This window comes from Streptosporangium sp. G11, assembly GCF_051192615.1.
Lineage (GTDB): Bacteria > Actinomycetota > Actinomycetes > Streptosporangiales > Streptosporangiaceae > Streptosporangium.
Genome location: NZ_JBPJUQ010000020.1, coordinates 19,081 through 41,919 on the forward strand (window position 1 = coordinate 19,081; position 22,839 = coordinate 41,919).

16 protein-coding genes are annotated in these 22,839 nt (G+C 71.0%); 10 read left to right on the forward strand and 6 right to left on the reverse strand.

Annotated elements, in window-relative coordinates:
- Positions 1-234 precede the first annotated feature (234 nt).
- Both ACSDR0_RS20215 and ACSDR0_RS20220 read right to left on the reverse strand, forming a co-directional pair.
- Positions 235-1,191 carry a TIGR03885 family FMN-dependent LLM class oxidoreductase gene (locus ACSDR0_RS20215; protein ID WP_435290398.1) on the reverse strand — a complete coding sequence of 319 codons (957 nt, stop codon included), beginning with the start codon at positions 1,189-1,191 and terminating at the stop codon, positions 235-237.
- A gap of 315 nt (positions 1,192-1,506) precedes the next feature.
- Positions 1,507-2,571 (reverse strand): hypothetical protein, encoded by a 1,065-nt coding sequence (locus ACSDR0_RS20220; protein ID WP_435290399.1) that lies wholly within the window; start codon positions 2,569-2,571, stop codon positions 1,507-1,509.
- Positions 2,572-2,830: 259 nt separating this feature from the next.
- Here ACSDR0_RS20220 and ACSDR0_RS20225 point away from each other — a divergent pair, with 259 nt between their 5' ends.
- Positions 2,831-3,805: an SCO6745 family protein gene (locus ACSDR0_RS20225; protein WP_435290400.1), complete on the forward strand. Its 975-nt coding sequence runs from the start codon at positions 2,831-2,833 to the stop codon at positions 3,803-3,805.
- Positions 3,806-3,833: 28 nt separating this feature from the next.
- On the opposite strand, the gene ACSDR0_RS20230 is transcribed toward ACSDR0_RS20225, so the two are convergent.
- A complete protein-coding gene (locus ACSDR0_RS20230) occupies positions 3,834-6,776 on the reverse strand; it encodes a glycosyl hydrolase (protein ID WP_435290401.1) in 2,943 nt (980 codons plus the stop codon).
- Positions 6,777-7,397: 621 nt separating this feature from the next.
- On the opposite strand from ACSDR0_RS20230, the gene ACSDR0_RS20235 reads away from it, so the two are divergent.
- From ACSDR0_RS20235 to ACSDR0_RS20260, 6 genes are all read left to right on the forward strand, one after another.
- On the forward strand, positions 7,398-7,775 hold the full coding sequence (locus tag ACSDR0_RS20235) for a hypothetical protein (protein ID WP_435290402.1): 378 nt from the start codon (positions 7,398-7,400) through the stop codon (positions 7,773-7,775).
- A 267-nt stretch (positions 7,776-8,042) separates the two neighbouring features.
- Positions 8,043-8,207 carry a hypothetical protein gene (locus tag ACSDR0_RS20240; protein ID WP_435290403.1) on the forward strand — a complete coding sequence of 55 codons (165 nt, stop codon included), beginning with the start codon at positions 8,043-8,045 and terminating at the stop codon, positions 8,205-8,207.
- 30 nt (positions 8,208-8,237) lie between these two features.
- Positions 8,238-9,362 carry an FAD-dependent oxidoreductase gene (locus ACSDR0_RS20245; protein ID WP_435290404.1) on the forward strand — a complete coding sequence of 375 codons (1,125 nt, stop codon included), beginning with the start codon at positions 8,238-8,240 and terminating at the stop codon, positions 9,360-9,362.
- A 70-nt stretch (positions 9,363-9,432) separates the two neighbouring features.
- Positions 9,433-9,771 (forward strand): ArsR/SmtB family transcription factor, encoded by a 339-nt coding sequence (locus tag ACSDR0_RS20250; protein WP_435290405.1) that lies wholly within the window; start codon positions 9,433-9,435, stop codon positions 9,769-9,771.
- Entirely contained in the window at positions 9,768-10,244 is a 477-nt protein-coding gene (locus tag ACSDR0_RS20255) for an SRPBCC domain-containing protein (RefSeq protein ID WP_435290406.1), read from the forward strand. Before ACSDR0_RS20250 ends, ACSDR0_RS20255 begins: the two co-directional genes overlap by 4 nt.
- Complete coding sequence (locus tag ACSDR0_RS20260; RefSeq protein WP_435290407.1) at positions 10,241-10,867, forward strand: dihydrofolate reductase family protein; 627 nt, start codon at positions 10,241-10,243, stop codon at positions 10,865-10,867. The genes ACSDR0_RS20255 and ACSDR0_RS20260 overlap by 4 nt, the downstream gene beginning before the upstream one ends.
- A gap of 127 nt (positions 10,868-10,994) precedes the next feature.
- On the opposite strand, the gene ACSDR0_RS20265 is transcribed toward ACSDR0_RS20260, so the two are convergent.
- A complete protein-coding gene (locus tag ACSDR0_RS20265) occupies positions 10,995-12,626 on the reverse strand; it encodes a pyruvate, phosphate dikinase (RefSeq protein WP_435290408.1) in 1,632 nt (543 codons plus the stop codon).
- 17 nt (positions 12,627-12,643) lie between these two features.
- On the opposite strand from ACSDR0_RS20265, the gene ACSDR0_RS20270 reads away from it, so the two are divergent.
- Both ACSDR0_RS20270 and ACSDR0_RS20275 read left to right on the forward strand, forming a co-directional pair.
- Positions 12,644-13,270: a transcriptional regulator gene (locus ACSDR0_RS20270; RefSeq protein WP_435290409.1), complete on the forward strand. Its 627-nt coding sequence runs from the start codon at positions 12,644-12,646 to the stop codon at positions 13,268-13,270.
- Positions 13,271-13,444: 174 nt separating this feature from the next.
- Positions 13,445-14,086 carry a tetratricopeptide repeat protein gene (locus tag ACSDR0_RS20275; protein WP_435290410.1) on the forward strand — a complete coding sequence of 214 codons (642 nt, stop codon included), beginning with the start codon at positions 13,445-13,447 and terminating at the stop codon, positions 14,084-14,086.
- Positions 14,087-14,409: 323 nt separating this feature from the next.
- Here ACSDR0_RS20275 and ACSDR0_RS20280 read toward each other — a convergent pair whose 3' ends face one another.
- Together ACSDR0_RS20280 and ACSDR0_RS20285 are read right to left on the reverse strand one after the other, a co-directional pair.
- Entirely contained in the window at positions 14,410-15,258 is an 849-nt protein-coding gene (locus ACSDR0_RS20280; protein WP_435290411.1) for an alpha/beta fold hydrolase, read from the reverse strand.
- 419 nt (positions 15,259-15,677) lie between these two features.
- Complete coding sequence (locus ACSDR0_RS20285; RefSeq protein ID WP_435290412.1) at positions 15,678-18,548, reverse strand: BTAD domain-containing putative transcriptional regulator; 2,871 nt, start codon at positions 18,546-18,548, stop codon at positions 15,678-15,680.
- Positions 18,549-19,100: 552 nt separating this feature from the next.
- On the opposite strand from ACSDR0_RS20285, the gene ACSDR0_RS20290 reads away from it, so the two are divergent.
- On the forward strand, positions 19,101-22,772 hold the full coding sequence (locus tag ACSDR0_RS20290; RefSeq protein WP_435290413.1) for a choice-of-anchor D domain-containing protein: 3,672 nt from the start codon (positions 19,101-19,103) through the stop codon (positions 22,770-22,772).
- The last annotated feature ends 67 nt before the right edge of the window (positions 22,773-22,839 follow it).

Genomic DNA, 22,839 nt, shown 5'->3' on the forward strand with positions numbered 1-22,839 from the left:
AACAGGGACGATGGGCGCCCACCGGGAACCCCACCGCCCCCTCTCGCGAACCCACCCTCGCCGTCGCCCCCGGCCGAGGACCCGTCGCCCCTCCCGGCCGGAGACCCATCACCCACTCCCAGCCGAGGACCCGTCGCCCGCTTCGGACACGAAGCCGCCTACGCCGTCGCCCCCAGCCGTGAACCCGCCCTCCCTCAGCCCCGGCCCCATCGCCCCTCCGGCCGCACGACCACGTCAGCGCAGCTGGGGAAGGACCTTCGCGCCGAAGGCGTCGATGTAGGCGGCCTGCTCCTGGCCCACGTGGTGCAGGTAGATCTCCTCGAAGCCCAGTTCCGCGTACTCGTTGATCCTGGCGGCGTGCCAGCCCAGGTCGGAGGAGACGTTGACGATCTCGGCGACCTTTTCCGGTGAGACGTCCGCGGAGACCACGTCGAAGAGCTCCGCGGTCTCGAGGTCCCAGCTGACCGGCGGGGAGAAGGCGTTGCTCCGCCACTGGTCGTGGGCGATGGCCATGGCCTCGTCGTCACTCTCGGCCCAGCTGAGGTGGACCTGGAGTGCCACCTTGCCCTTGCCTCCGGCATCCCGGTAGGCGCCGATGACCTCGCGCAGCCGGTCGACGGGCGCTCCCACGGTGATCAGGCCGTCGGCCCACTCCGCGCACCAGCGGGCCGTCTCGACGCTCACCGCCGCGCCGACCAGCTTCGGGGAGACGTCCGGGCGGGTCCACAGCCGGGCACGGTCGACGGTCACCAGACCGTCGTGGCTGACCTCCTCCCCCGCCAGCATCGCCCGGATGATGTCGACGCACTCCCGCAGCCGCTGCTTGCGAAGCTCCTTGCGCGGCCAGCGGTCACCGGTGATGTGCTCGTTGCTCGCCTCGCCCGTGCCGAGGGCGGCCCAGAAGCGCCCGGGGAACATCGCCCCGAGGGTGCCGATCGCCTGGGCGATGATCGCGGGGTGGTAGCGCTGGCCGGGGGCGTTGACCACGCCGAACGGCAGGTTCGTGGCCTGGAGCGCCGCCCCCAGCCAGGACCAGGCGAACCCTGACTGCCCCTGCCGCTCGCTCCACGGGGAGAAGTGGTCCGACGACATCGCCGCCCCGAACCCCGCCTGCTCGGCCCGCGTGACCGCTTTCAGTAGCTCTGCCGGGTGGATCTGCTCGTGTGAGGAATGAAAGCCGTAAGTCGTCATCGTCTCCGGCTACCCGGGAGAAGGGCGTCCATTCGGACGCGTGCGCCCGACCGGGTCGTATGCCCGACCGGACCGTGCACCCGACCGGGCCGTACGCCAGACCGAACCGTGCACCCGACCGGACCTACGGGCGACCGGGCCTACAGGCGACCGCGACCCCCGGTCCACGCGGGCCGTGGACGCGGGAGGAAACACCCCCTCAGACCCGCGGGGTCCTCCGCCCGTGCCGACGAGGAACGCGAACGAAAGCACTCCGCCCGCGCGGACGAGAAGCGCGGTGCCGCCCGGGACGCCGGACGGCACCGCGCTCGGGCCTCAGAAGGCCGAGGTGTAGGTGACCAGCGAAGGACGGTCGACGCGGGTGGTGGCGCTGTAGCAGGCGACGTTGCGGACGATCGCGACGCCGCCGTTGGTGTTCCAGAGGCTCTGCAGGTTGCAGAACTCGGGGCCGGGACCGTACGCGGTGGCCTGGACCTGGTCCTGCAGGACCCCGACCCTCGGGAAGGTCACCAGGCGCAGGCCGAGTCCCGCGGTCTGGACCGTGTTCACGCCCGCCTGGGAGTTGTAGTTCAGGGCCGGGGGCCCCGGCACGTACGGGCCGGGGTTGGCCGGGGTGTTGTCGAAGGTGTAAGCGAAGTTCTTCGGCGGGATCGCCGCGCCGGTGATGGCGCGTTCACGCTGGTAGGTCAGGGTCCACCCGGTGTTGAGCGGCACGTTCGTCGCGTTGTGGCAGCGCACCTGGACCGCCTGCGCGCCCACGCCGGGAGCCCAGGCACCGACCTTGCAGCGGGCCGGCTGGCTGGGGTTCACCGCGGTGACCTGGAGATTTCCTGCGAAACCGGACGAACCCAGGCCCGGCAGGGTGACCGTCCAGACGCCCGCGCCCCCGCCGACGGTGTTCACGCCCCCGGCCGAGTTGAACTGGGTGGCGATGGCGCCGCCGTTGTAGTGCACGTAGCCGAACGCCTCCGGCGCGGGCAGGACGCCGGTGCTCTGCTCGAAGACGATGCTGTACGGGGTGAAGACCTGAGCCCCTCCGTACCGGTAGCACTGCACCGCCACCACCAGGTCGGTGCCCGAGGGGCCCCAGTTCTGCGCCTGGCACCAGTAGGCGGTCTGGGCGATCGCCGTGACGTGGACCACGCCGCCGGTGATCGCGATCTGCGGGAACCTCACGAACGTCTGCCCGACCCCGCCGGGAGTGACGCTGACGTTGAAGCCCGGCGCCCAGCTGCCCGCCTGGTGGTTGGGGTCGGGGATGCCGGAGGTCACGTTGACCACGGCGAAACCCCACCGATTGGGAACGGAGGCCTGCGCGCCCGTGGCCACCGCGGTGATGCTCGCGGTGAGCATCACGATGACACACAGGATTTGGATCATAACTCTTCGTAACTGCCGCATGCCGTTCTCCATCGGCTCGGGGGGTTGGGCGATCGGACGCGACCACGTCACCAGCGGGTGGAAATGTCTGGAATCACAGTTCGTCCTGAGCTCTTGATAACCCGCCCGTCCCTCCTTGAGAAGACCCAACCTGACGGGTGAGATGACTTCGTCTTCCCAGATCAGGTCAGGGTTCGGACCAGATGACAGCTCTCTCGTCAAGAGATCACCCGGTCGTTTCGACGAGTACCGTATGAGGATGCGCAGCCGATCCGCCAGGATCCACGAGACGGGGTGTGAGACCGTGCCGGAACCCGAACCGAACGTTCCGCGTGTCATGTGGCAGTTGCTGGAGCCCCTGCACGCCGTCACCTACTTCGCCCCCGAGGCTCGGGCGGCGGCCGACGCGGTCGGCATGCGCGGCTTCTGGATGGGCTACTTCGCGGCCAGGGCGGCCCCGCTCGGGCCGGTCGGTCCCGGCGTCGTCACGGCGGCCTTCCACGGCTTCCCCCCGGCCAGGGTCGCCAGGGCGCTCCCCGACGCGTGGACGTTCGCGACCCCCGGCGACGTGCTGCGGGCCCGGCTCGACGGGGCGGGAGCGGCTCTGCGGAACCTGCTCACCGACAAGGTGACCGGATCCGACGACCTGCGCGCCGCGGCGGACCTCGCCTGGGAGGCCGCCGGGCTGGCCGACACCGCGGGCCGGGTGCTCGGCGCGGCCAACCAGGCGCTGCCCGCGCCCGACGAGCCGCACCTGCTGCTCTGGCAGGCCGCGACCACGCTGCGCGAGCACCGGGGCGACGGGCACGTGGCCGCCCTCGTCGCCCACGGCGTCTCCCCCGTCCAGTCCCACCTGCTCAAGGTCGCGGCGGGTGAGACGGACATGGACCAGTTGCGCCTGGCACGGCGCTGGGACGACGAGGAGTGGGAGGCCGGTGCCGCCGCCCTGCGCGAGCGCGGGTGGGTCGACGGTTCCGGCGTCCTGACGGCCGAGGGCGCGAAGGAGCGCGGGCGGATCGAGCGGCTGACCGACGAGGCCGCGGCGGCCCCCTGGCGGGCCCTGGGCGACGAGCGCACCTCCGCCCTCGCCCTGCTGCTCCACCCGCTGACCATGGCCGTCCTGGAGTCGGGCGTCATGCCGCCCTCGAACCCGATCGGCCTGCCCCGGCCCCCCGAGGCAGGCGAGAACGGCCGGGGGCTCACACTCCCGGCCGCTCCGTCGCGGATCGGCTGAGGGGATTCAGCCGGTCGACTGAGGGGGATCAGCCGAACGGCAACCGTACGAGAGACTGGTTGCCGATGCCGAGGTTGACGGCACCGTTGCCGATGGCGTTCCAGACCTCGACCCTCACCCTGCCGTTCGCCAGGTTGCCGAGCGTTCCGGAGGAGGACTGCGGGCCGGTTCCCTGCGTGTAGTGCTCCCAGCCCGTCACCGGGTCGGTGGCGAAGTAGGCGTAGGTCTCCACCCTGTCCCAGCTCCCGTTGCCGGTCAGGTCGTAGGAGACCCGGATCTGGGTGCCGTTGGCGACCGAGGTGCCCGCGTCCACGAAGAGGTCGAACGCGGTGGTTCCGCCGTTGTGGCCGGCGGTGAGACCGGTCGCCGTGAAGACCTGGGCGTTGGTCGGGACGCCGTCGTGGTTGCCGTTCGCGGCGGCCACCGTGACGCTGCCCGCCGTGCCGGCCGTGCCCGGCAGCCCTCCGCCGCTCTGCAGGTAGCGCGTCGCGGCGAAGACACCCGGAGTCGGGGTCGGAGTGGGAGTCGGCGTGGGCGTGGGGGTCGGGGTGGGCGTCGGGTCGGGGTTCGTGGTGCCGCCGCCCGCGTTGCCGCCGCTCCAGGTGAAGGCGCCCGAGGTGACCGTCTTGCCCGCGGGGACGTTGAGGACGGTGCCGTTGGAGAAGGTCACCGTGAGCGCGCTGCCGGTGATGTTGGAGGCGACGTAGGTGCGGGCTCCGTTCTTGCTGAACACCTTGGCCAGCGGGTGGTTGGCGGTGACGGAGACGTCCACCGTGCCGAGGGCGGCCAGGTTGCGGATCCAGTGGAAGGTGTGCGCCCTGCTCTCCCCCTCCTCGGGGGTGTAGGAACCGGCGGCGCGCAGGTTCGACAGGGCCGCGTCACCGTTGCCCAGGGCCTGGAACTGCCAGAGGATGTCCTGCCACACCGTGGGTGGCCCGCCGTTGTTGCGCACCAGCTCGGCGTAGTTGGTGTTCACGTAGGCGGGGTTGTCGCCCATGTAGAAGTGCCCGCCGGTGACCGGGAGCATGTTGATGCCCTGGATCATCTCCGGCTCGGCGCTGAACCAGGTGGCGTACGCGCCGCCGCTGCCCCAGACCATGCCGACCGTGCTGTGGCCGAAGGCCGAGGGGAAGTTCTGGTTGCGCACGTCGAACCAGTACTCCTGGATCGCCGCGTTCTGGGTCGTGTAGATGAAGATGCCCGCGTCACGGACGGCGGTGTTGCCGGTGGCCTGCCCCCACTGGATGAGGGCGTTGGCGAAGTTCATGCCCTCCGACGACGACTCCTGGTTGTTGCCCGAGCCGAACGAGCCGTGCCCGGCCGCCCAGTCGTGGCCCGCGTAGATGTCGAAGTCGCGCAGGTACGGGAAGCGGGTGTCGTTCCGGTCGTAGTTGTTGGCGTCGCGGATCAGCAGGTCCACCATGCCGCCGTACTGGCTCGTCTTCGCCCAGTTGGGGTCGAACTTGGCCAGCGTCGCGGCGGCGGCGATGTAGTAGCCGTAGTGGAAGTGGTGGTCGTTGAGCTCCTGGTCGGAGCCGTACGAGGCCGGGTAGCCGAGCAGGGTCCCCCAGCTCGGGTTGTAGTAGAAGACCCGGCTGGTCTTGCCCGACGAGGCGGTGAACCAGTCGTTGAGCCGGGTGCGGATGGCGTTCAGCGCGGCGGTGCGCACCGACGTCAGGTTGAGCTGGTCGGCGATCTCCGCGATGCGGGCGGCCCGGCCCAGGCCCTTGCCGGTCCAGTAGGTGTCGTCGCCCCGGATGTCCATCGGGTTGCCGAGCTCGGCGTTGAGCTGGTTGGTGACCGTGGTGAGGTCCGCGCCGGAGCTGTCGGCCACCGCGGGGATCTCGGGCAGCACGCCGGTGTACTTCATCGTCGTCTGGAACTGCGTACCGGTGACGATCTTCATCTGGCCGCGCGCCGACACGTACGTCTGCGCCAGCGGCGTCGAGCCGGTCAGGTAGTTCCACTGGTGCGGGTAGAGCGCGATGACCGTGCCGGTCTGGCTGCCCTGCCTGGCCGTGGTGGTGAAGGCGTACGTCGTGGTGAGCGAGCTCGCGGCCTGGTTGTAGGCGTACGAGACCCGGGTGCCGGTGACGTGCGCGTGGGCGTACTGGCCGTAGGTGCTCGCCAGGGCCGCGCGGTCGCCGCCCGCGGGGAGCGCCGCCACGGAGAAGAAGCCCCTGCCCGCCAGGGCGGAGCTGATCGTCGTGCCGCTCACCGACCAGGTCGCGCCGGTCGGCGCGTAGGCGACGTAGTCACGGCCGCCCGCGGTGAAGCCGATGGTGGCGCCGCTGTTGGACCACACCGTGGGGGTGCCAGCGGCGGTGATCTGCGCGTCGCCGCCGGTGACCTGGAAGTACGCGAACGGCAGGCCGTGGCCGATGGTGGCCTTCATGGTCCGGCCCGCGCCGCTCCAGTACGGGGTGACGGTCCAGTCGCTCCAGCCGTCGACCTTGACGTCCGGCGAGCTCAGGCCCGCGACGCCGACGCGGATGTTCTCGACGTACGGGTAGTGGTACTCGCCGACACCGGTCGCGGTGCCGCTGATGGCGGGAGTGGTGTTGTAGGAGAACCCGAGACCGTTGCCGAAGGTGTCGTAGGAGATCGGGTGCGCGTGGAGCGGCTCACCGTACGCGCAGTCCGTCTTCTTGTAGAGGATCGACGACCACCAGTCGTTGGTGGGCACCGCTCCGGCGGGGGCGTTGGACGTCACCCACTGGCGGGGGTTGGTGGAGATGGAACCACAGCCGGTCGGCAGCGAGCGGCCGGCCGGGAGGGTGTCGGCGTAGCTGCCGGCGCCGACCGTGGCGGCCTCGGCGGAGCGGGCGGCGCCGAGACCGAGCAGCCCGGCCACCATGGCGACGACCACACCGGCGGCGAGACGCCTCCGGCGGGTCTTGAGGCGGTGGATGAGTCGTCCTTCGCGGGGGTGCGCACTGTCCGGACCTGTGGTCCGGATCGAGAGATCCATTGGGGGGTGCCTCCGGGGAGAGGAATCGGGCTCTGAAGCGGGCCGATGCGAGAGAGCGCTCTCTGACCGAAAAGTAACGGCCTGCGTCACAGCAGTCAATGTTTCACGTTGGTAACGAATAGGTAAAGCGCAGAGATGCAGGCGAGAGGGCGTAAGTGCAGAAAATAGGGCGTTCCATCACGCGACGATGCCCCGTCGTACACACGCACGCCATGTCGGCCCCCTGGCTAACGATCAAGAAAAAGTCCTATCCTGATCTGAGAGCGCTCTCTTGGCTGATCGACGTTCACCGCCGGTCGGCCCCTTGGCAGTGCCCGCCCCCGCCCCGGCACCCCGTAGCGAAGGACCGCGAGCCGGTGCCGCCGAAGGCGTGACCCACCGCGCGAAGAGCGCGACTCCCCGCCCGAAGCGCGCGACCCCCCGCGCGAGGGGCGGGACCCGAGCGCGAGAGCCCCTCCCCCGGCACGTGCCCTCACCCACGCTCCCCGAGGGACCGCGTATGCCCGATCGCCGAGACGAGCGCAACTGGCGAGGCGGTGACAAAATAAAGGCTGGACACTCAGCGTGACGACCAATTTACTTTGCGTGACCATCCAGGCACCCCTGCCCCAGGAGATGAACATGCGAAGCAGGAAGCTCATGACCGCCGCGCTGAGCGCCGCCGCCGTCGGCGTCGCGGGCCTGACCGCGATGGCCGTCGCCGCTCCGGCCACGGCCTCCGTACCCGCCGCCCTCGACGCTCCCGCGGCCGCCGACTTCACCGGCTACCAGATCGTCAAGCTGCCGAACGCCAACGTGCCCAACTTCCAGCGCCGTGTGGTCCGCTGCCCCGCCGGGAAGAAGGCCGTCGGCGGAGGCGCCGAGGCGCAGGGCAACGCGGCCGTGCTGGTGGGCTCCTTCCCCACCGACGACGGCGGCGGCTGGATCGGGCTCGGCCGCCAGCCCGGCTACAACGACGTGGGCATCAGCGTCTACGCGATCTGCGCCAACGTCAGCTGATCACCGCCCCCGTGGTCACCGTCCCCTGTGACCACCGTCGCCGTGCCCGCGTCCCTGTGATCACCGTTCTCCGATCACCTTCCCCAGTGATCACTGTTCCTCGATCACCTTCCCCGGTGATCACCACTGTTCGATCAACGTCCCCTGATCAACGTCCCCGGTGATCACCACCACCCGATCAGCGTCCCCGCGAGAAAGCGTCGGCTCCGGCCGGGCCCGGAAGGGCCCGGCCGGAGCCGTTTCACGTGTTCGTCCAGGACCGTCCCCGTGGAGGACGAGGCGCGGACCCCTGGCCCGCACCGCGCCAAGGCCCACCTGCCCCAACGGGACCACCCGGAGCCCGAGGATCCGGTGGCGCTTACCATCGAGTCGGCGGCCATGGCCAGGATGCCCTTGGCCGGCACCTCCTGGATTCCGCGCAACGGCCTGTGAATCCTTCCCCCTCGAAGGGAGACGCCGCCGATGAACACCCCCGACCGGATCGAGACGGAGATCGCCGTGATCGGCGCCGGGCTGATGGGCTCGGCCACGGCGTGGGAGCTCGCCCGCCGCGGTCACGCCGTCGCCCTCATCGAGGCGTACGACATCGGCCACCGGCGCGGCAGCTCGCACGGCACCTCACGGATCTACCGCCGGGCCTACGCCGACCCGGAGTACGTGCGCCTCACCGGCCTGGCCGGGGAGCGCTGGCGCGAGCTGGAGAACGACACCGGGACGACGCTGCTCCGCCTCACCGGCGGCGTCGACCTCGGTGCCGGGCGCGACCCCGAGGGGATCGCCCGCCTGCTGGCGGCGGCGGGCGTGCCGCACGAGCTGCTCTCTCCCGGCGCCGCGACGGAACGGTGGCCGTTCATGCGCTTCGACAGGCCGATACTGCACCACCCGGAGGCGGGTACGGCCGACGCCGACGCGACGGTCGCCGCCGCGGTGGGCCGGGCCGCCGAGCTGGGCGCCCAGGTGATCACCGGCGTACGGTTCACCGGCGCGGAGTCCCTGCCCGACGGGCGCGTCCGGCTGCGCACCGACGGCCCGGAGGTGACCGCCGCCACCGTCGTCATCGCCGCGGGCGCCTGGCTGCCGGAACTCGCCGGACTGCTCGGCGTGCCGGTGAGCCTGCCCCCGCTGCGGGTGACCCAGCAGCAGGTCTTCCACTTCCGCTCGCGCGATCCGGAAACCCGCTGGCCCGTCTTCGTCCACAAGGACGACACACAGATCTACGGGCTTCCCTCCGGCGCCGACGGCGGTCCCCTGCCCACGGTCAAGGTCGCCCAGCACGACGCGGGCAAACCCGTCACCGCCACCACCAGGGACGGCGTCGTCGACCCGGCCTCCCGCGCCGTGGTGACCGCCTACGTCCGCAGATGGCTGCCCGGCCTCGACCCGGCCCCGGTGGCCGAGGCGAGCTGCCTCTACACCATCACCCCCGACGAGGACTTCATCCTCGACCGCGTCGGTCCCTTCGTCATCGTCTCCCCCTGCTCGGGCCAGGGCGCCAAGTTCGCCCCCCTGATCGGCCACATGGCCGCCGACCTGGCCCTCGGTCACACCGAGCCCCACCCCCGCTTCGCCCTGCGCCGCTTCGCCTGAGAACCGGCCCGCGCCCTCCCCAAATACTTTGCTCTTGCGCTAAGTGTTTCGGCGGGCAATACTTAGCCGCATGGCACAGTATTCGGCGGAGCTCGACGGCGTGTTCGTCGCCCTCGCCGACCCGACGCGGCGCGGCGTCATCCGACGCCTTGGCCGCGGCCCGACGAGCGTGGGCGATCTCGCCCGCGAGTTCCCGATGACCCTTCCCTCCTTCATGAAGCACGTGCGGACGCTCGAGGCGAACGGCCTGATCCGCACGGTCAAGCTCGGCCGGGTGCGCACCTGCGTGCTCAACCGCGACCGTCTCGCTCTCGTCGACGGCTGGCTCGTGGAGCAGCGCCGGATCTGGGAAGAGCGCACCGACCGGCTCGAACGCCTCGTCACCGATCCGCAGGAGAAACGACCATGAACCCCGATCTTGACCTGACCCTGCAGCGGATCATCCGCGCCCCCCGCGCCGCCGTGTGGAGCGCGTGGACCGACCCATCCCGCTTCGAGCAGTGGTGGGTCCCCGCGCCGACCGTGTGCCGCGTCGACCGCCTCGACGTCCAGCCCGGCGGCGCGCTCGTGACGCGGCTGAGCGACGACGGGGTGGACTTCGTCCCGCACGTCGACGCGAGCTTCCTCGTCGTCGACGAGCTCGAGCGGATCGTGTTCACGAACACGATCGACAGCGCCTGGCGCCCCGCGAATCCCGCGCCGGTGCCGATGACGGCCGAGATCACGCTGAGCGATCATCCGGACGGCACGGACTACCGGATCATCGTCCGGCACGGCGATCCGGCCGCCCGCGCCCACCACGAGGAACTCGGCTTCCTCGAAGGCTGGGGCTCGGTCACCAAACAACTCGCCGTGGTCGCGGGGAGCCAGGCCGTACGATGAAGATCGTTCTCACGGAGTTCGTCACCCTCGACGGGGTCAGCCAGGGCCCCGGCTCGCCGACCGAGGACACGAGCGACGGCTTCACCCGGGGCGGCTGGCTCGTGCCCCACCTGGACGAACTCTTCGTCCGGCGTACCTCCGACTGGCTGGACCTCGCCGACGGTCTGCTGCTCGGGCGGCGAACCTACGAGGCGTTCGCCCGGGACTGGCCGCAGATCACCGACCCGGACGACCCGTACACCGAGCGGATGAACTCACTGCCGAAGTACGTGGTCACCAACACCCTCACCGAGGGAAGTTGGCATCCGACGACCGTGCTCCGCGGTGACCCGATCCAGACCGTCGGGAAGCTCAAGGCGCGGCCAGGACGGGAACTCCAGATCCACGGGAGTGCGCGACTCGGCAACACCCTGCTGGCGGCGGGCCTCGTCGACACGCTCCGGCTCGTCGTCGCCCCGGCCGTGACCGGTTCCGGGCGGCGGCTGCTCGACCACCCGAGCGGACCCGTCGGTCTTCGACTCGTCGGCCACGAGGTGACGGCGAAGGGCCTGCTGCTGCTCCAGTACGAGACTGCCGGCGCCACCCCGGTAGCGGAATACGAGGGCGTCACGGCCTTCGTCTAGTGCGGTGACCAGGACCGGATACGTTCACCGGGTTTGGTCACGCCGCATCGCGGTGGGGGAGGCGACCAGGGTGCCGGCGCCGGCAACGCCCCGTACCTCGACCCGGTGAACGTTCGTGGCCACCGCGCTAGGTGTTCAGAAGGACCGCGCGGGCCGCCGTGAGGCGTTCCGCCTCGTCGCGGTCCGAGTCGTCGCCCGAGACCTCGTCGGCCCATTCGAGCAGGCGGCGCAGGTGGGAGTCGGTCGTGGCGGTAGCGGTGCGGTGACCGCCGACGAGGACCTCCCCGCCGGTCCCGTCGATGGTGATGAGCGTGCCTTCCGGGAGGGTGCGTCCACCGGCTCGCACGCAGGCGGCGGCGACGTCGACCGTGAGATCCGCCGCCCCCACGACGGCGGGTTTGCCCATGGCACGCGCGACGACGGCGGCGTGGCTGGCCGGCCCGCCTCGGGCGGTGACGACTCCCACGGCGGCGGCCAGGCCGTGCATGTCGAGCGGGGAGGTGTGCGGACGCACCAGGATGACCGGGCCGTCGACGGCCATCCGCGCCGCCCTGTCGGCGGTGGTCGCCACCCTGCCGACCGCGACACCCGGGCAGGCGCCCAGCCCCCGGGTGAGGAGGTCACTCGCGTCGGCCGTCGCTATCCGGGGCGTACGGGCGTGGCGGAGATGGTGCGGAGAGACCCGGAGCAGTGCCTCGCGGCGGCCGACGACGCCCTCGTCGGCCAGGTCGACCGCGACGCGGACGGCGGCGCGCCCAACGAGGTTGCCGGGCCGCACCTGCAGGATCCACAGCTCGCCCGCCTCGAAGGTGAACTCCACGTAGCACGTGTCGCGGTAGTGCTCCTCGATCCGGTTCAGGACTTCCAGGAGACCGGCCCACACCGCCGGCTCCCGCTCGGCCAGTTCGGCCAGTGGCCGGGTCGTCGACCTCCCGGAGACGACGTCCTCGCCCTGGTGGCCGAACAGGACCTCACCGAACGGAACGCTCTCACCGGTGTTGGGGTCGCGGCTGAACGCGACACCGGTGCCGCTGTGGTCGTCGCGATTCCCGAACGCCATGGCCTGCACGATGACGGCCGTGCCGAGTTCGTGGGGGATGTCGTGCAGTTCGCGGTAGGTCCTGGCGCGCGGCGTGTCCCAGGACGAGAACACGGCCCTGACGGCCGGCTCCAGCTGCTCCGCCGCGTCGTCCGGCACCGATCCGCCGGGGCGTCCGCCGATGAGGGCCTCGACGCCTCGGATCACGTCGGCGAGACGTGTCTCCTCGTCGCCGTCGCCGCGTTCGGCCACCTCGCGTGCGACGGCTTCCAGGCTTTCCGGCTCCACGCCGAAGACCGCCGAGGCGTAACCGGACAGGAACCGCAGGCGCGAGTCGAGCGCGAACCGCGGGTCGCCCGTCTCCGCCGCCAGCCCCGCCGTGGTCTCGGTGGTGAGGCCGAGGTTGAGGATCGTGTTCATCATGCCGGGCATCGACACGCTGCCGCCCGAGCGCACCGACACCACCAGTGGCCGCTCGGATCCGCCAAGGCGCCGTCGCGTGGCGGCTTCGAGGCCGGAGACGGCCGCCGTCAGCTCGGCGTCGAGACCGTCGGGAAACCGCCCGTCACGGAGAAAGGCTCGGCACGCCCCGGTGCCGATGACGAACCCGGGGGGCACGGGCACCCCGAGCCGTCGCAGCACGACAAGGCCGTACCCCTTGCCGCCAAGGACGCTCGCGGTCTCCTCGACTTCTCCCGAAATCGGGTGGATCCAGGCCATCGATGTAGCATATCGACGTGCCGAACCCACCCCATGCGACCAGTGCCGACCTGCTGGCGCTCCACACGCTTCGCTGCGTCGGGTTCGTCAGTCTCGCCCGCGTGGCCGAGGCGACGGGGCTCCCCGAGCCCGACGTCGAGTCCGAGCTGATCGATCTCGCGGTGGCCGGCCTCGTCACGTACTCTCCGGGTGACTTCGGCGGGTGGGGTCTCACCGAGGCCGGCCGCGTCGAGGACGCCAGGCGGATCTCCGCCGAGCTGGACACGGCGGGCACCCGGGCCACGGTGCTCGAGGCGTACGACGACTTTCTCGTGCTCAACCCGGAGCTGCTCGATCTCTGCACGGCCTGGCAGCTGCGATTCGTCGACGGTGTCGCGATACCGAACGACCACACCGATCCCGCCTACGACTCCCGGGTCCTGGGCCGGTTCGCCGACTTCAACCGGCGTGCCGACGTCGCCTGCGTGGACCTGTACGCGGCGATGCTCCGCTTCCAGCGGTATCAGGCCCGGCTCACCGACGCGCTCGCGCGCGCCAGGGCCGGCGAGTTGGACTACGTGTCGGACAACCTTGAGTCCTACCACACCGTGTGGTTCCAGCTTCACGAAGACCTGCTGGTCACCCTGGGCATCCCCCGGCACTGAACTGTCCTGACCCGTCCGGGGGCCTCGTCCCCGCGCCGACGGCACGCCAGGCGACGCGGCTCATCGGCTCTTTCCCCCGAGTTCTCGCGGCGGCCGGGGGCTGGCGTCACGCCTCGTCCGCCGCGTACGGTGTTCGGCGCGGCGGGCGGATACGGGTGGACGGGGGCTGGGCGGATGAGCGCGGAAGAACGGCTCGAACGGGCCAGGTTGCTCTACGATCGCGCGATCTTCGATGGCGAAGCCGGGGTGCTGGAGGTGGCCGACCGCGAGCTGGACGCGGTCGAGGCCGGTCTGGCCCTGGCGCGTGGCCGGATCATGCACGCGCGCTTCTTCGAGGACGAGACCGAGGACCCGCGCGAGCTGCCGCTGTTCGAGCGCGCGACCGAGCTCTACCGGACGCTCGGTGACCTCCGCGGCGAGGGCGAGGCGCTGTTCTGGGTCGGCGTCTTCCACCAGGTGGTCCGCGGGGACAACGAGACCGCGGTCCCGGTTCTCGAACGGTCGCACGAACTCGCGGCGCAGGCCGGTGACAAGCTCATGAGGTCGTACGCGCTTCGGCACCTGGGCACCGCGGAGCACGCCGCCGGACGGCTGGAGACGGCGCGGGAACGGTTGGAGGAGTCGGTGCGGCTCCGCCGTGAACTCGGTTTCCTGCCGGGCGTCGCCGCGAACATGGTCGGGCTGATCTACATCGCCGCCGCGGAGGGACGCCGTGACGACGCGCTCGCGCTGGCCGAGGAGGCGACTGCCCTCGCCGAGGCCGGCGGCGCGAAGAACATCACGCGCCAGATCGAGGAGGCGCGCACGCGGGTGTAGGCGACCTCACCTCTCCGCGAAAACGGGGGTGCCCCGCCCGCGGGCGGGGCACCCCCGTTTTCGCCGCGTGAGATTCGCCGCGTGAGATTCGCCGCGTGAGATTCGCCGCGTGAGATTCGCCGCGTGAGATTCGCCGCATGAGATTCGCCGCATGAGATCAGAGCCTGTCGGCGGATGTCGATCCGCCCGGAGAGGCCGCCCAGGGCGTGGAGGCCGGCAGGATCGGGGAGAGCCTGAGCGGCCCGTTGGTACGGTCACGACCGCCTCCCGGGCCGGGTTGTCAGGAGACGGCCGTGTCCGGCCTCATCGGGCCGTGCGCTTCCTCAGGGGCTCGAAAGCACCTCGTCGAGCTTGGCGGCGAACGCCTCGTGCCGGGTGCCGAAGGCCCCGTGGTCGCCGGGGAACATCACGTGCCGGCCCTCGATCTGTTCGGCGACGACGAAGGAGGCCCGGTAGGGCGGCTGCCCCTCCGAGTCCTCGCCCGCCACCATCACGACGCGCGCCGAGGAGGCCCGCAGCGCGTCGACGTCGGGGATGTATCCGACGAACGGCGGCACCTCGTAACCGATGAAGAACTCCGTGTTCTTCTCCATGCGCGCCATCGTCTCCGCCATCTCGGGGGTGGGCTCTCCCCGCTCCCCGCGGGTGGCCGCCTCCTCGTGCTCGCTGCCGGTCCTGTCGAACCCGGTGGCGAAGGCCCGCATGGCGGCCTCGGTGCCCTCCTTGGCGAAGGCCTCCTCCACGTCCCGGACGACGGCACGCCAGCGGTCGCGGTCGGGCAGCAGCTCGAACAGGGGCGGCTCGTGGGAGACCAGGACGCGCACCCGCTCGGGGTGGCGGGCGGCCAGCTCCAGGCCGATGATCGCCCCGGAGCTGTTGCCGAAGACGTACGCGGGCTCGTCGGCGGTGACGCCCACCTCCACCAGCACGCGGTGCGCGTCGTCGGCGTGCACCTCGATGCTCTGCGGCTCCGGCGGCCCGTCCAGGGGGCTGCGCGAGTTGCCGCGCCGGTCGTAGGTCACCACCGTGTAGCGGTCGGCGAGTCGCTCGGCCAGGCCCGCGTATCCCGCGGCGTCGTACATCCCGCCGCAGATCAGCAACAGGGTCGGCCCCGAGCCGCGGATCTCGTAGTGAAGGGTCGCGCCGGGCACCTTCAGGGTGTTCGTCTTCATGGGCCGCATGGTCGTTCCTCCTCGAAAATCGTCGTCCGTCTCGCTTCACTGATCACAGAGAATCGGAGCCACGGATGCGTTCTCGACATCCCCACCCGCAGGACTTCAGGGAAAGAGTGCCTCCTCCTGTGGCAGGCCACCCCGGGTTGGCGGCGCATGTCGGACCGCACCACCGCCACCGTCCTCCTCGCTTCCCCCCGAGAAGGACACCACGCGTCGCCCGGCCATCATGACGGCCGGGCCCACGACGCGCGCGTAGTGGTGCAGGTCCACACCCCTGATGATGCCAGCCCGCACCGACAGTTCCGGGCCCGAGCACGGTGTTCCCCGAGCACGGTGTTTCCCACCCATCTCCGGCCCACCGGTCACGCACACCCCACAACCGGCACGCGAACCGGGCGGACGCGGAGGGCGTGTGCTCAGCAGGTCAGGGCGGTCTCTTTCGGCTCGGTGCTCCATCGTGAAACCTCGTCCCGCTCCAGCAGGGCCCGTACCTCGCCGGCCTCGGGCATGCCCCGCCGCACGAAGATCTCAAGCGCCTCGGTCAGGCACGCCCCGGCGCGGCCCGGCTGGCCGAGCCCGGAGAAGGCCTGGCCGAGCGCGACGAGCGCCTTGCCCTGGATCCACTCGTCGCCCGCCTCCGCCATGAGGGCCAGCGAGTCCTCGGCGTAGTCGACGGCACAGTCCAGCTGTCCCATGACGAGGTAGGTCTCGGCGATCCGCAGCAGCGTCGCTCCCTCCCGGAGGCGCTGCTTGAGCCTCCGGTACGCCTTCTGCGTCTCCAGGAGCCGGGAGAGCGCCTCCTCCGGGCGTCCGGCGTCGCGCAGCACGATGGCCGACTGGTACGTGATGTCGGGATCCGCCCCGCCGCCCAGCTCGCGGATGGTGCGGTCGGCCAGTTCCACGGCCTCCACCGCCTCGCCGGTCCTGCCGACCGACGCGAGCGCGAGCGCCATGTTGCCCAGGCCGGTGGTCTCGCTGCTCCGATCGCCGAGCGCGCGCCAGACCTCGATCGCCTCGGCGTACATCGCGATCGCCTCGGTCTTCGATCCGCGGCTGGACAGGACCATGGCCAGCAGGTTGAGACTTTCCGCGTACCGCGCCAGGTCACCCTCGGCGAGGCTGAGGTCCCGCGCGGCGACGCCGTCCTCGATCGCCGCGTCGAGGAACCAGCGGCCCGCCCAGAACCCTCCGCGCACGCACCGCGCGTGCGCCTCGGCGCGGCGCTCCCCGCGGGCCACCGCCGCCTCGACGAGGGCTCCGGCCGCCCGCTCGTAGCGCTCGGGGGCCGCGTCGGTCTCCAGCACGTCGGACGCCATGTCGAGCAGCCGTATCGCGTCGGAGAGGACGCTGCCCGGTGTCTGGGCGATCTGGTGCACGCAGCTGATCACCCCTTGCTCCTCGTCCTCCGCCCAGTCCACCCCGACCTCCTCGTCCGCGAAGGCCGGTCCCGCACCGGTGGGCCGGTCCGGGCCGGACGCCGGGATGCCCGGATAGGTCAGGTGGTAGGCCGTCGTCATGCCCGCGAGGTAGTGGCCGAGCAGCCTGGCCAGCGCGGCTCGCCGCACCTTCTCGTCGTCCAGCCGCGACCGGGCGAAGATCTTGAGGAGGTCGTGGTAGCGGTAGCGGCCCGGGGAGGGCGACTCCAGCATGCTCACGTCCACCAGCGCCTCGCACACCTCCTCCGCGTCCGGCTCGTCCATGCCGAGTACGGCCGCCGCCGAGCCCAGCGAGAAGTCGGACGCGTCGGGGACGGCCAGCAGCCGGAACGCCGAGGCGTGCGCGGCGTCGAGCTGGTCGTAGCCGAGGGCGAACGTCGCCTCGACGGCCAGGTCGTCCACGCGCAGCTCCGCCAGGCGCCGTCGCTCGTCGGCCATCCGGTCGCGCATCCTGGCCACGCTCCAGGCGGGCCGCGCCGCCAGCCGCGCGGCCACGATCCTGATTGCCAGGGGCAGGTGCCCGCACGCCCCGATCAGGTCCGCCGCCGCCTCGCGCTCGGCGGCCACCCGCGCCTCCCCCACCACCCTGAGCAGCAGCGCCATCGCCTCGTCGTGGGACATCACGCTTAGGTCGACCTGGCGTACGCCGGACAGCCCGATCATCTTCGCGCGGCTCGTCACCATCACCGCGCACCCGGCGGCGCCCGGCAGCAGCGGCCGTACCTGGGCCGCGTTCGCGGCGTTGTCCAGCACGACGAGCACCCGCCGGTCCGCCAGCGTGGAGCGGTACAGGGCCGCGCGCTCGCCCAGTTCCTCGGTGTCGGCGGGGACGTCCGCCCCGAGGGAGCGCAGGAACCGGGCGAGCACGGTCTCCGGCGCGAGCGGCTGCGTCCCCGAGCCCCTGAGGTTCACGAAGAGCTGGCCGTCGGGATAGTCCGGCGCGAGCCGGTGCGCCACGTGGACGGCCAGGGTGGTCTTGCCCATGCCGCCCGCGCCCGACACGGCCGAGATCACCAGGGCCGAGGTGTTCCCCGACCTCAGGGCGTCCACCGTCTCGTCGACCTCGGATTCCCTGCCGGTGAAGTCCGCGGTGTCGGCGGGGAGCTGCCGGGGCACCTGTACGGCGACCGGGCTCACCACCTTCTTCCGGCCGAGGGCGGGGTCCGCGGTGATGATCCTCTGATAGAGCTCCGCCAGTTCGGGCGAGGGGTCGATGCCGAGACCTTCCGCGAGCAGTTTCCGGGTGTCGGTGAACACGCCTATCGCCTCGGCCTGCCTTCCCGAGCGGTACAGCGCCAGCATCAGCAGGCCGCAGAGCCGCTCCCTGGCCGGATGCTCCCCGCAGAGGGTGGTCAGCTCGGCGATGACCTCGGCGTGCCTGCCCTCCTCGACCTCCTGGGCGAGCCTGCGCTCCAGCACGGCGAGCCGCCGCTCCCCGAGCCGCACCCGCTGGCCCTGGGCGTAGCCCCCCTCCAGCCCGGCGAGCGGCTCTCCCCGCCAGAGCGCCAGAGCCTCGCCGTATCTCCCCTCGCGCGACAGCTCCTCCATCGTGACGAGGTCGCGGGTCCCCCCGATGAGGGCGTACCCGCTGCCGATCGAGGTGATCACCTCGGCGCCGAGGACGGAGCGCAGGCGGGAGATGTACGTGCGCAACGTGCCCATGGCCGCGCGGGGACGGTCTTCGCCCCAGATCGCGTCGAGCAGGTGGTCGTGGCCGACCGCCCTGCCCTCGGCCAGGAGGAGGACGGCCAGGACCAGCCGCTGCTGGGGAGAGCCGATCTCCACCTCGGCGCCGTCCCGCCAGACGCGCACCGGCCCGAGTATCGAGAAGCGCAGCCCGGGATCACTCATCGGGCAGCGCCGTCTTCCGCTCGTTCAGTCCCATGGAACCGCCGCCGTTCTCTCGCGCCGGGGCGCCGTCCGGCCGGCTCAAGGCCGTCTCGTTTCGATGTGCCATTTCGTATCGCCGTGCCGTACCGTGCCAGCTCACCACGATGAAGCATCGTATGGCAGCGCATCGACCTTCGATGAAAAAACCGGCGAACCTCCCCGTGTTCCGCATTCGGGACTTTTCACCAGTGATCGGGACGGACGGCCAGGACACCCCGCCGCGAGTCCGGCGACCGCATCGAGCACATTAAACGGACCAACCCTGCCAAACGGACCGTCGGGCATCGCTTCCACCGCCACGCAAGCGGCTTCCATGGCCGCGCAAGCACTTACGTGAAACTTGCCGTACGGGAACCAGCGCTACCCGGTCGTTACATTTCATGTATCAGCTGAAATATTGCAGCAATCTGTTCGTCATTTTAAGGTGTGGGTACCCCCCGGGCACCAGCGGCCGGCGTCTCCGGCGCCTTGGCCGCGAAGCGTCCGGCTCTTCGTAAAGTGAAGGGTCAGCCGATGAACAAGTCCGGCAGGCTAAAGGCCTGGACCGTCGCCACGATCGCGGCGCTGATGGCGGGAGGGCTGGCCTCCTTACCCGTCACCCCCGCCACGGCCGCCGTACGAGCCGACTCCCCGTTCGACTTCCCGGGGCGCGGCGCCACCGTGCCCTTCTTCGAGATAGAGGCCGAGGACACCGCCCACTCCGGCCAGGTGATCGGCCCCGACCGGATCTACGGCCGCCTCCCCTCGGAGGCCTCGGGCCGCAGGGCGGTGACGCTCGACTCCTCGGGTGAGTACGTGGAGTTCACGCTCACCCGGCCGGCCAACGCGATGTCACTGCGCTACAGCGTGCCGGACAACGCCTCGGGAACCGGGCAGAACACCACAGCCAGCCTGCGGATCAACGGCACGCACCTGAAGGACCTGACCCTCACCTCCAAGTACGGCTGGTACTACGGCGGCTACCCGTTCAACAACAACCCCGGCGACACCAACCCCCACCACTTCTACGACGAGACGCGGACCATGTTCGGGTCCACGCTCGCCGCGGGCGCCAAGGTCCGCGTCCAGTCCACCGGCGGCATCCCGGTCACCGTGGACCTGGCCGACTTCGAGGTCGTCGGCACCCCGATCGGCCGCCCGGCCGGCTCGCTGTCGGTCGACGACTTCGGCGCCGTCAAGAACAACACGAGCGTCGACAACACGGCCGCCTTCCAGGCCGCGGTCAACGCCGGCAAGGCCCAGGCCAAGGAGGTGTACATCCCCGAGGGGACCTACAACCTCTACGACCACGTGGTCGTCGACGGGGTGACCCTGCGCGGAGCGGGCCCCTGGTACAGCGTGCTCGGCGGACGCCACCCCACCCAGCGCAACAGGGCCGTCGGCGTCTACGGCAAGTACGTCCAGGGCGGCGGCTACGGCGGTGAGATCCGTGCCCACGAGGCGGGCGGCCCGAGCCGCAACGTCACGCTCAAGGACTTCGCCATCATCGGCGAGGTCATGGAGCGCGAGGACAACGACCAGGTCAACGCCATGGGCGGCGCGATGACCGACTCGGTCGTGGACAACGTGTGGATGCAGCACACCAAGGTCGGTGCCTGGATGGACGGCCCGATGAACAACTTCACCATCAAGAACAGCCGCATCCTCGACCAGACCGCCGACGGCGTGAACTTCCACACCGGCGTCACCAACTCGACGGTGACCAACACGTTCCTGCGCAACACCGGTGACGACGCCCTGGCCATGTGGCCGGAACGGCTGCCGAACGTCGGCAACAAGTTCACCTTCAACACCGTGGGCGTCACGCTGCTGGCCAACAACATCGTCACGTACGGCGGCAGGGACATCCAGATCACCGACAACGTGGTGGCCGACACGGTCAGCAACGGCGGCGGCATCCACATCGCCAACCGCTACCCCGGCGTCAACTCCGGCCAGGGCACCGCGGTCGCCGGAACCCACACCGTCGCCCGCAACACCCTGCTCCGGGCGGGCAACAACGACTTCAACTGGCACTTCGGCGTCGGAGCCATCTGGTTCAGCGGGCTCAACGAGCCGGTCAACGCCACCATCAACGTCACCGACACCGACATCCTGGACAGCTCGTACGCCGCGATCCACATGATCGAGGGCACCACGAGCACGGTCAACTTCAACAACGTCAACATCGACGGCACCGGCACGTACATGATCCAGGCGCAGTCGGGCGCGAACATGACGTTCAACAACGTCAGCGCCGACCACATCGGCGCGGGTGTCGCCATCCACAACTGCGTCGGCGCGGCCTTCACGCCCGTCTTCGGCACCGGTAACACCGGCTGGAGCCCCAGCAGCACGACCTGCACCGGCACCTGGCCCACGCCGAACTACATCTACCCCGGTGGCGGCGGCAACACCGGCGGCCTGTCCGGCTCCCCGGGCAGCCTGTCCTTCGCCGCGCGCCAGACCGGCAGCACCAGCCCGGCGCAGTCCGTCACCATCACGAACGGGGCCACCACCGCGGCCCCGATCGGCTCGGTGACCGCCACCGGCGACTACGCCCAGACCAACAACTGCGGCAGTTCCCTCGCCGCGGGCGCGACCTGCACGGTCAACGTCACCTTCACCCCCACCGCGGCGGGCACCCGCACCGGCACGCTCACCGTCGCCAGCAGCGCTCAGGGCGGCCCGGTGACCGTCGGCCTCACCGGCAGCGGCACCAACGGCGTCGCCCTGACCGCCTCCCCGGGCAGCCTGTCCTTCGGAGCCCGCCAGACCGGCAGCACCAGCCCGGCGCAGGCCGTGACGGTCACCAACACCGGCACCGCCACGGCGACGCTCGGCACGGTCGCCACCACCGGCGACTACGCCCAGACCAGGACCTGCGGCACCACCCTCGCCGCCGGCGCCTCCTGCACCGTCAACGTCACCTTCACCCCCACCGCCTCGGGCACCCGTACGGGCACCCTGACCGTCGCCAGCAACGCCACGAACAGCCCGCTGACGGTCGGCCTGACCGGCAGCGGCATCAGCTCGACCACCAACCTCGCGCTGGGCGCGACCCTGACGGCGAGCAGCTCCAACGGCGGCTTCCCGCCGAGCAACGCCAACGACGACAACGCCTCCACCTACTGGGAGTCGAACAGCAACGCCTTCCCGCAGTGGCTGCAGGCCGATCTCGGCACCTCGCAGAGCGTCGGCTCCGTCACCCTGAAGCTGCCGCCGCCGGCCGCGTGGGCGGCCAGGACGCAGACCCTGTCGATCCAGGACAGCACCAACGGCACCACCTGGACCACCCTGAAGGCCTCGGCCGGCCACACCTTCGACCCGGCCACAGGCAACAGCATCGCGATCCCGCTGACCAGCTCGAACGTGCGCTACGTCCGGATCAACCTCACCGCCAACACCGGCTGGCCCGCGGCCCAGATCTCGGAGTTCCAGATCTTCCCGGGTGGCGGCAACCCGCCGCCGACCGTGTCGCTGGCGGCCTCCCCGGTCAGCCTGACGTTCGCCGCCAGGACGGTCGGCAGCACCAGCCCGGCGCAGGCCGTGACGGTCACCAACACCGGCACCGGGTCGGCGACGCTCGGCACGGTCGCCACCACCGGTGACTACGCCCAGACCAGGACCTGCGGCACCACCCTCGCCGCCGGCGCCTCCTGCACGGTCAACGTCACCTTCACCCCGACCGCGACGGGCACCCGTACGGGCACCCTGAGCGTGGCGAGCAACGACCCGAACGGGCCGCTGACCGTGGCGCTGACCGGCACCGGCGGCTCCGCGCCCGTCACCAACCTGGCGCAGGGCAGGCCGACCACGGAGACCAGCCACGTCCAGGTGTACGGCTCGGGCAACACCGTGGACGGCAACGCCTCCACCTACTGGGAGTCGAACAGCAACGCCTTCCCGCAGTCGGTCACGGTCGACCTCGGCTCCACGCAGAGCGTCGGCCGGGTCGTCCTCAAGCTGCCCCCGCCCGCCGACTGGGCCACCCGCACCCAGACGGTCACCGTCCTGGGCAGCACCGACGGGACGAACTTCACCACCGTCGTCGGCTCGGCGACCTACACCTTCAACCCCGCCACCGGTAACACGGCCACCATCACCTTCCCGGCCACCAGCAGGCGCCACCTGCGCCTGACCTTCACCGCCAACAGCGGCTGGCCCGCCGGCCAGCTCTCCGAGTTCGAGGTCTACGCCTCCTAGCCTCGTAGTCGATCCGGGCACCGGATGGGGCGAACACTCCCCGTCCGGTGCTTTTCGGCTTGACCGA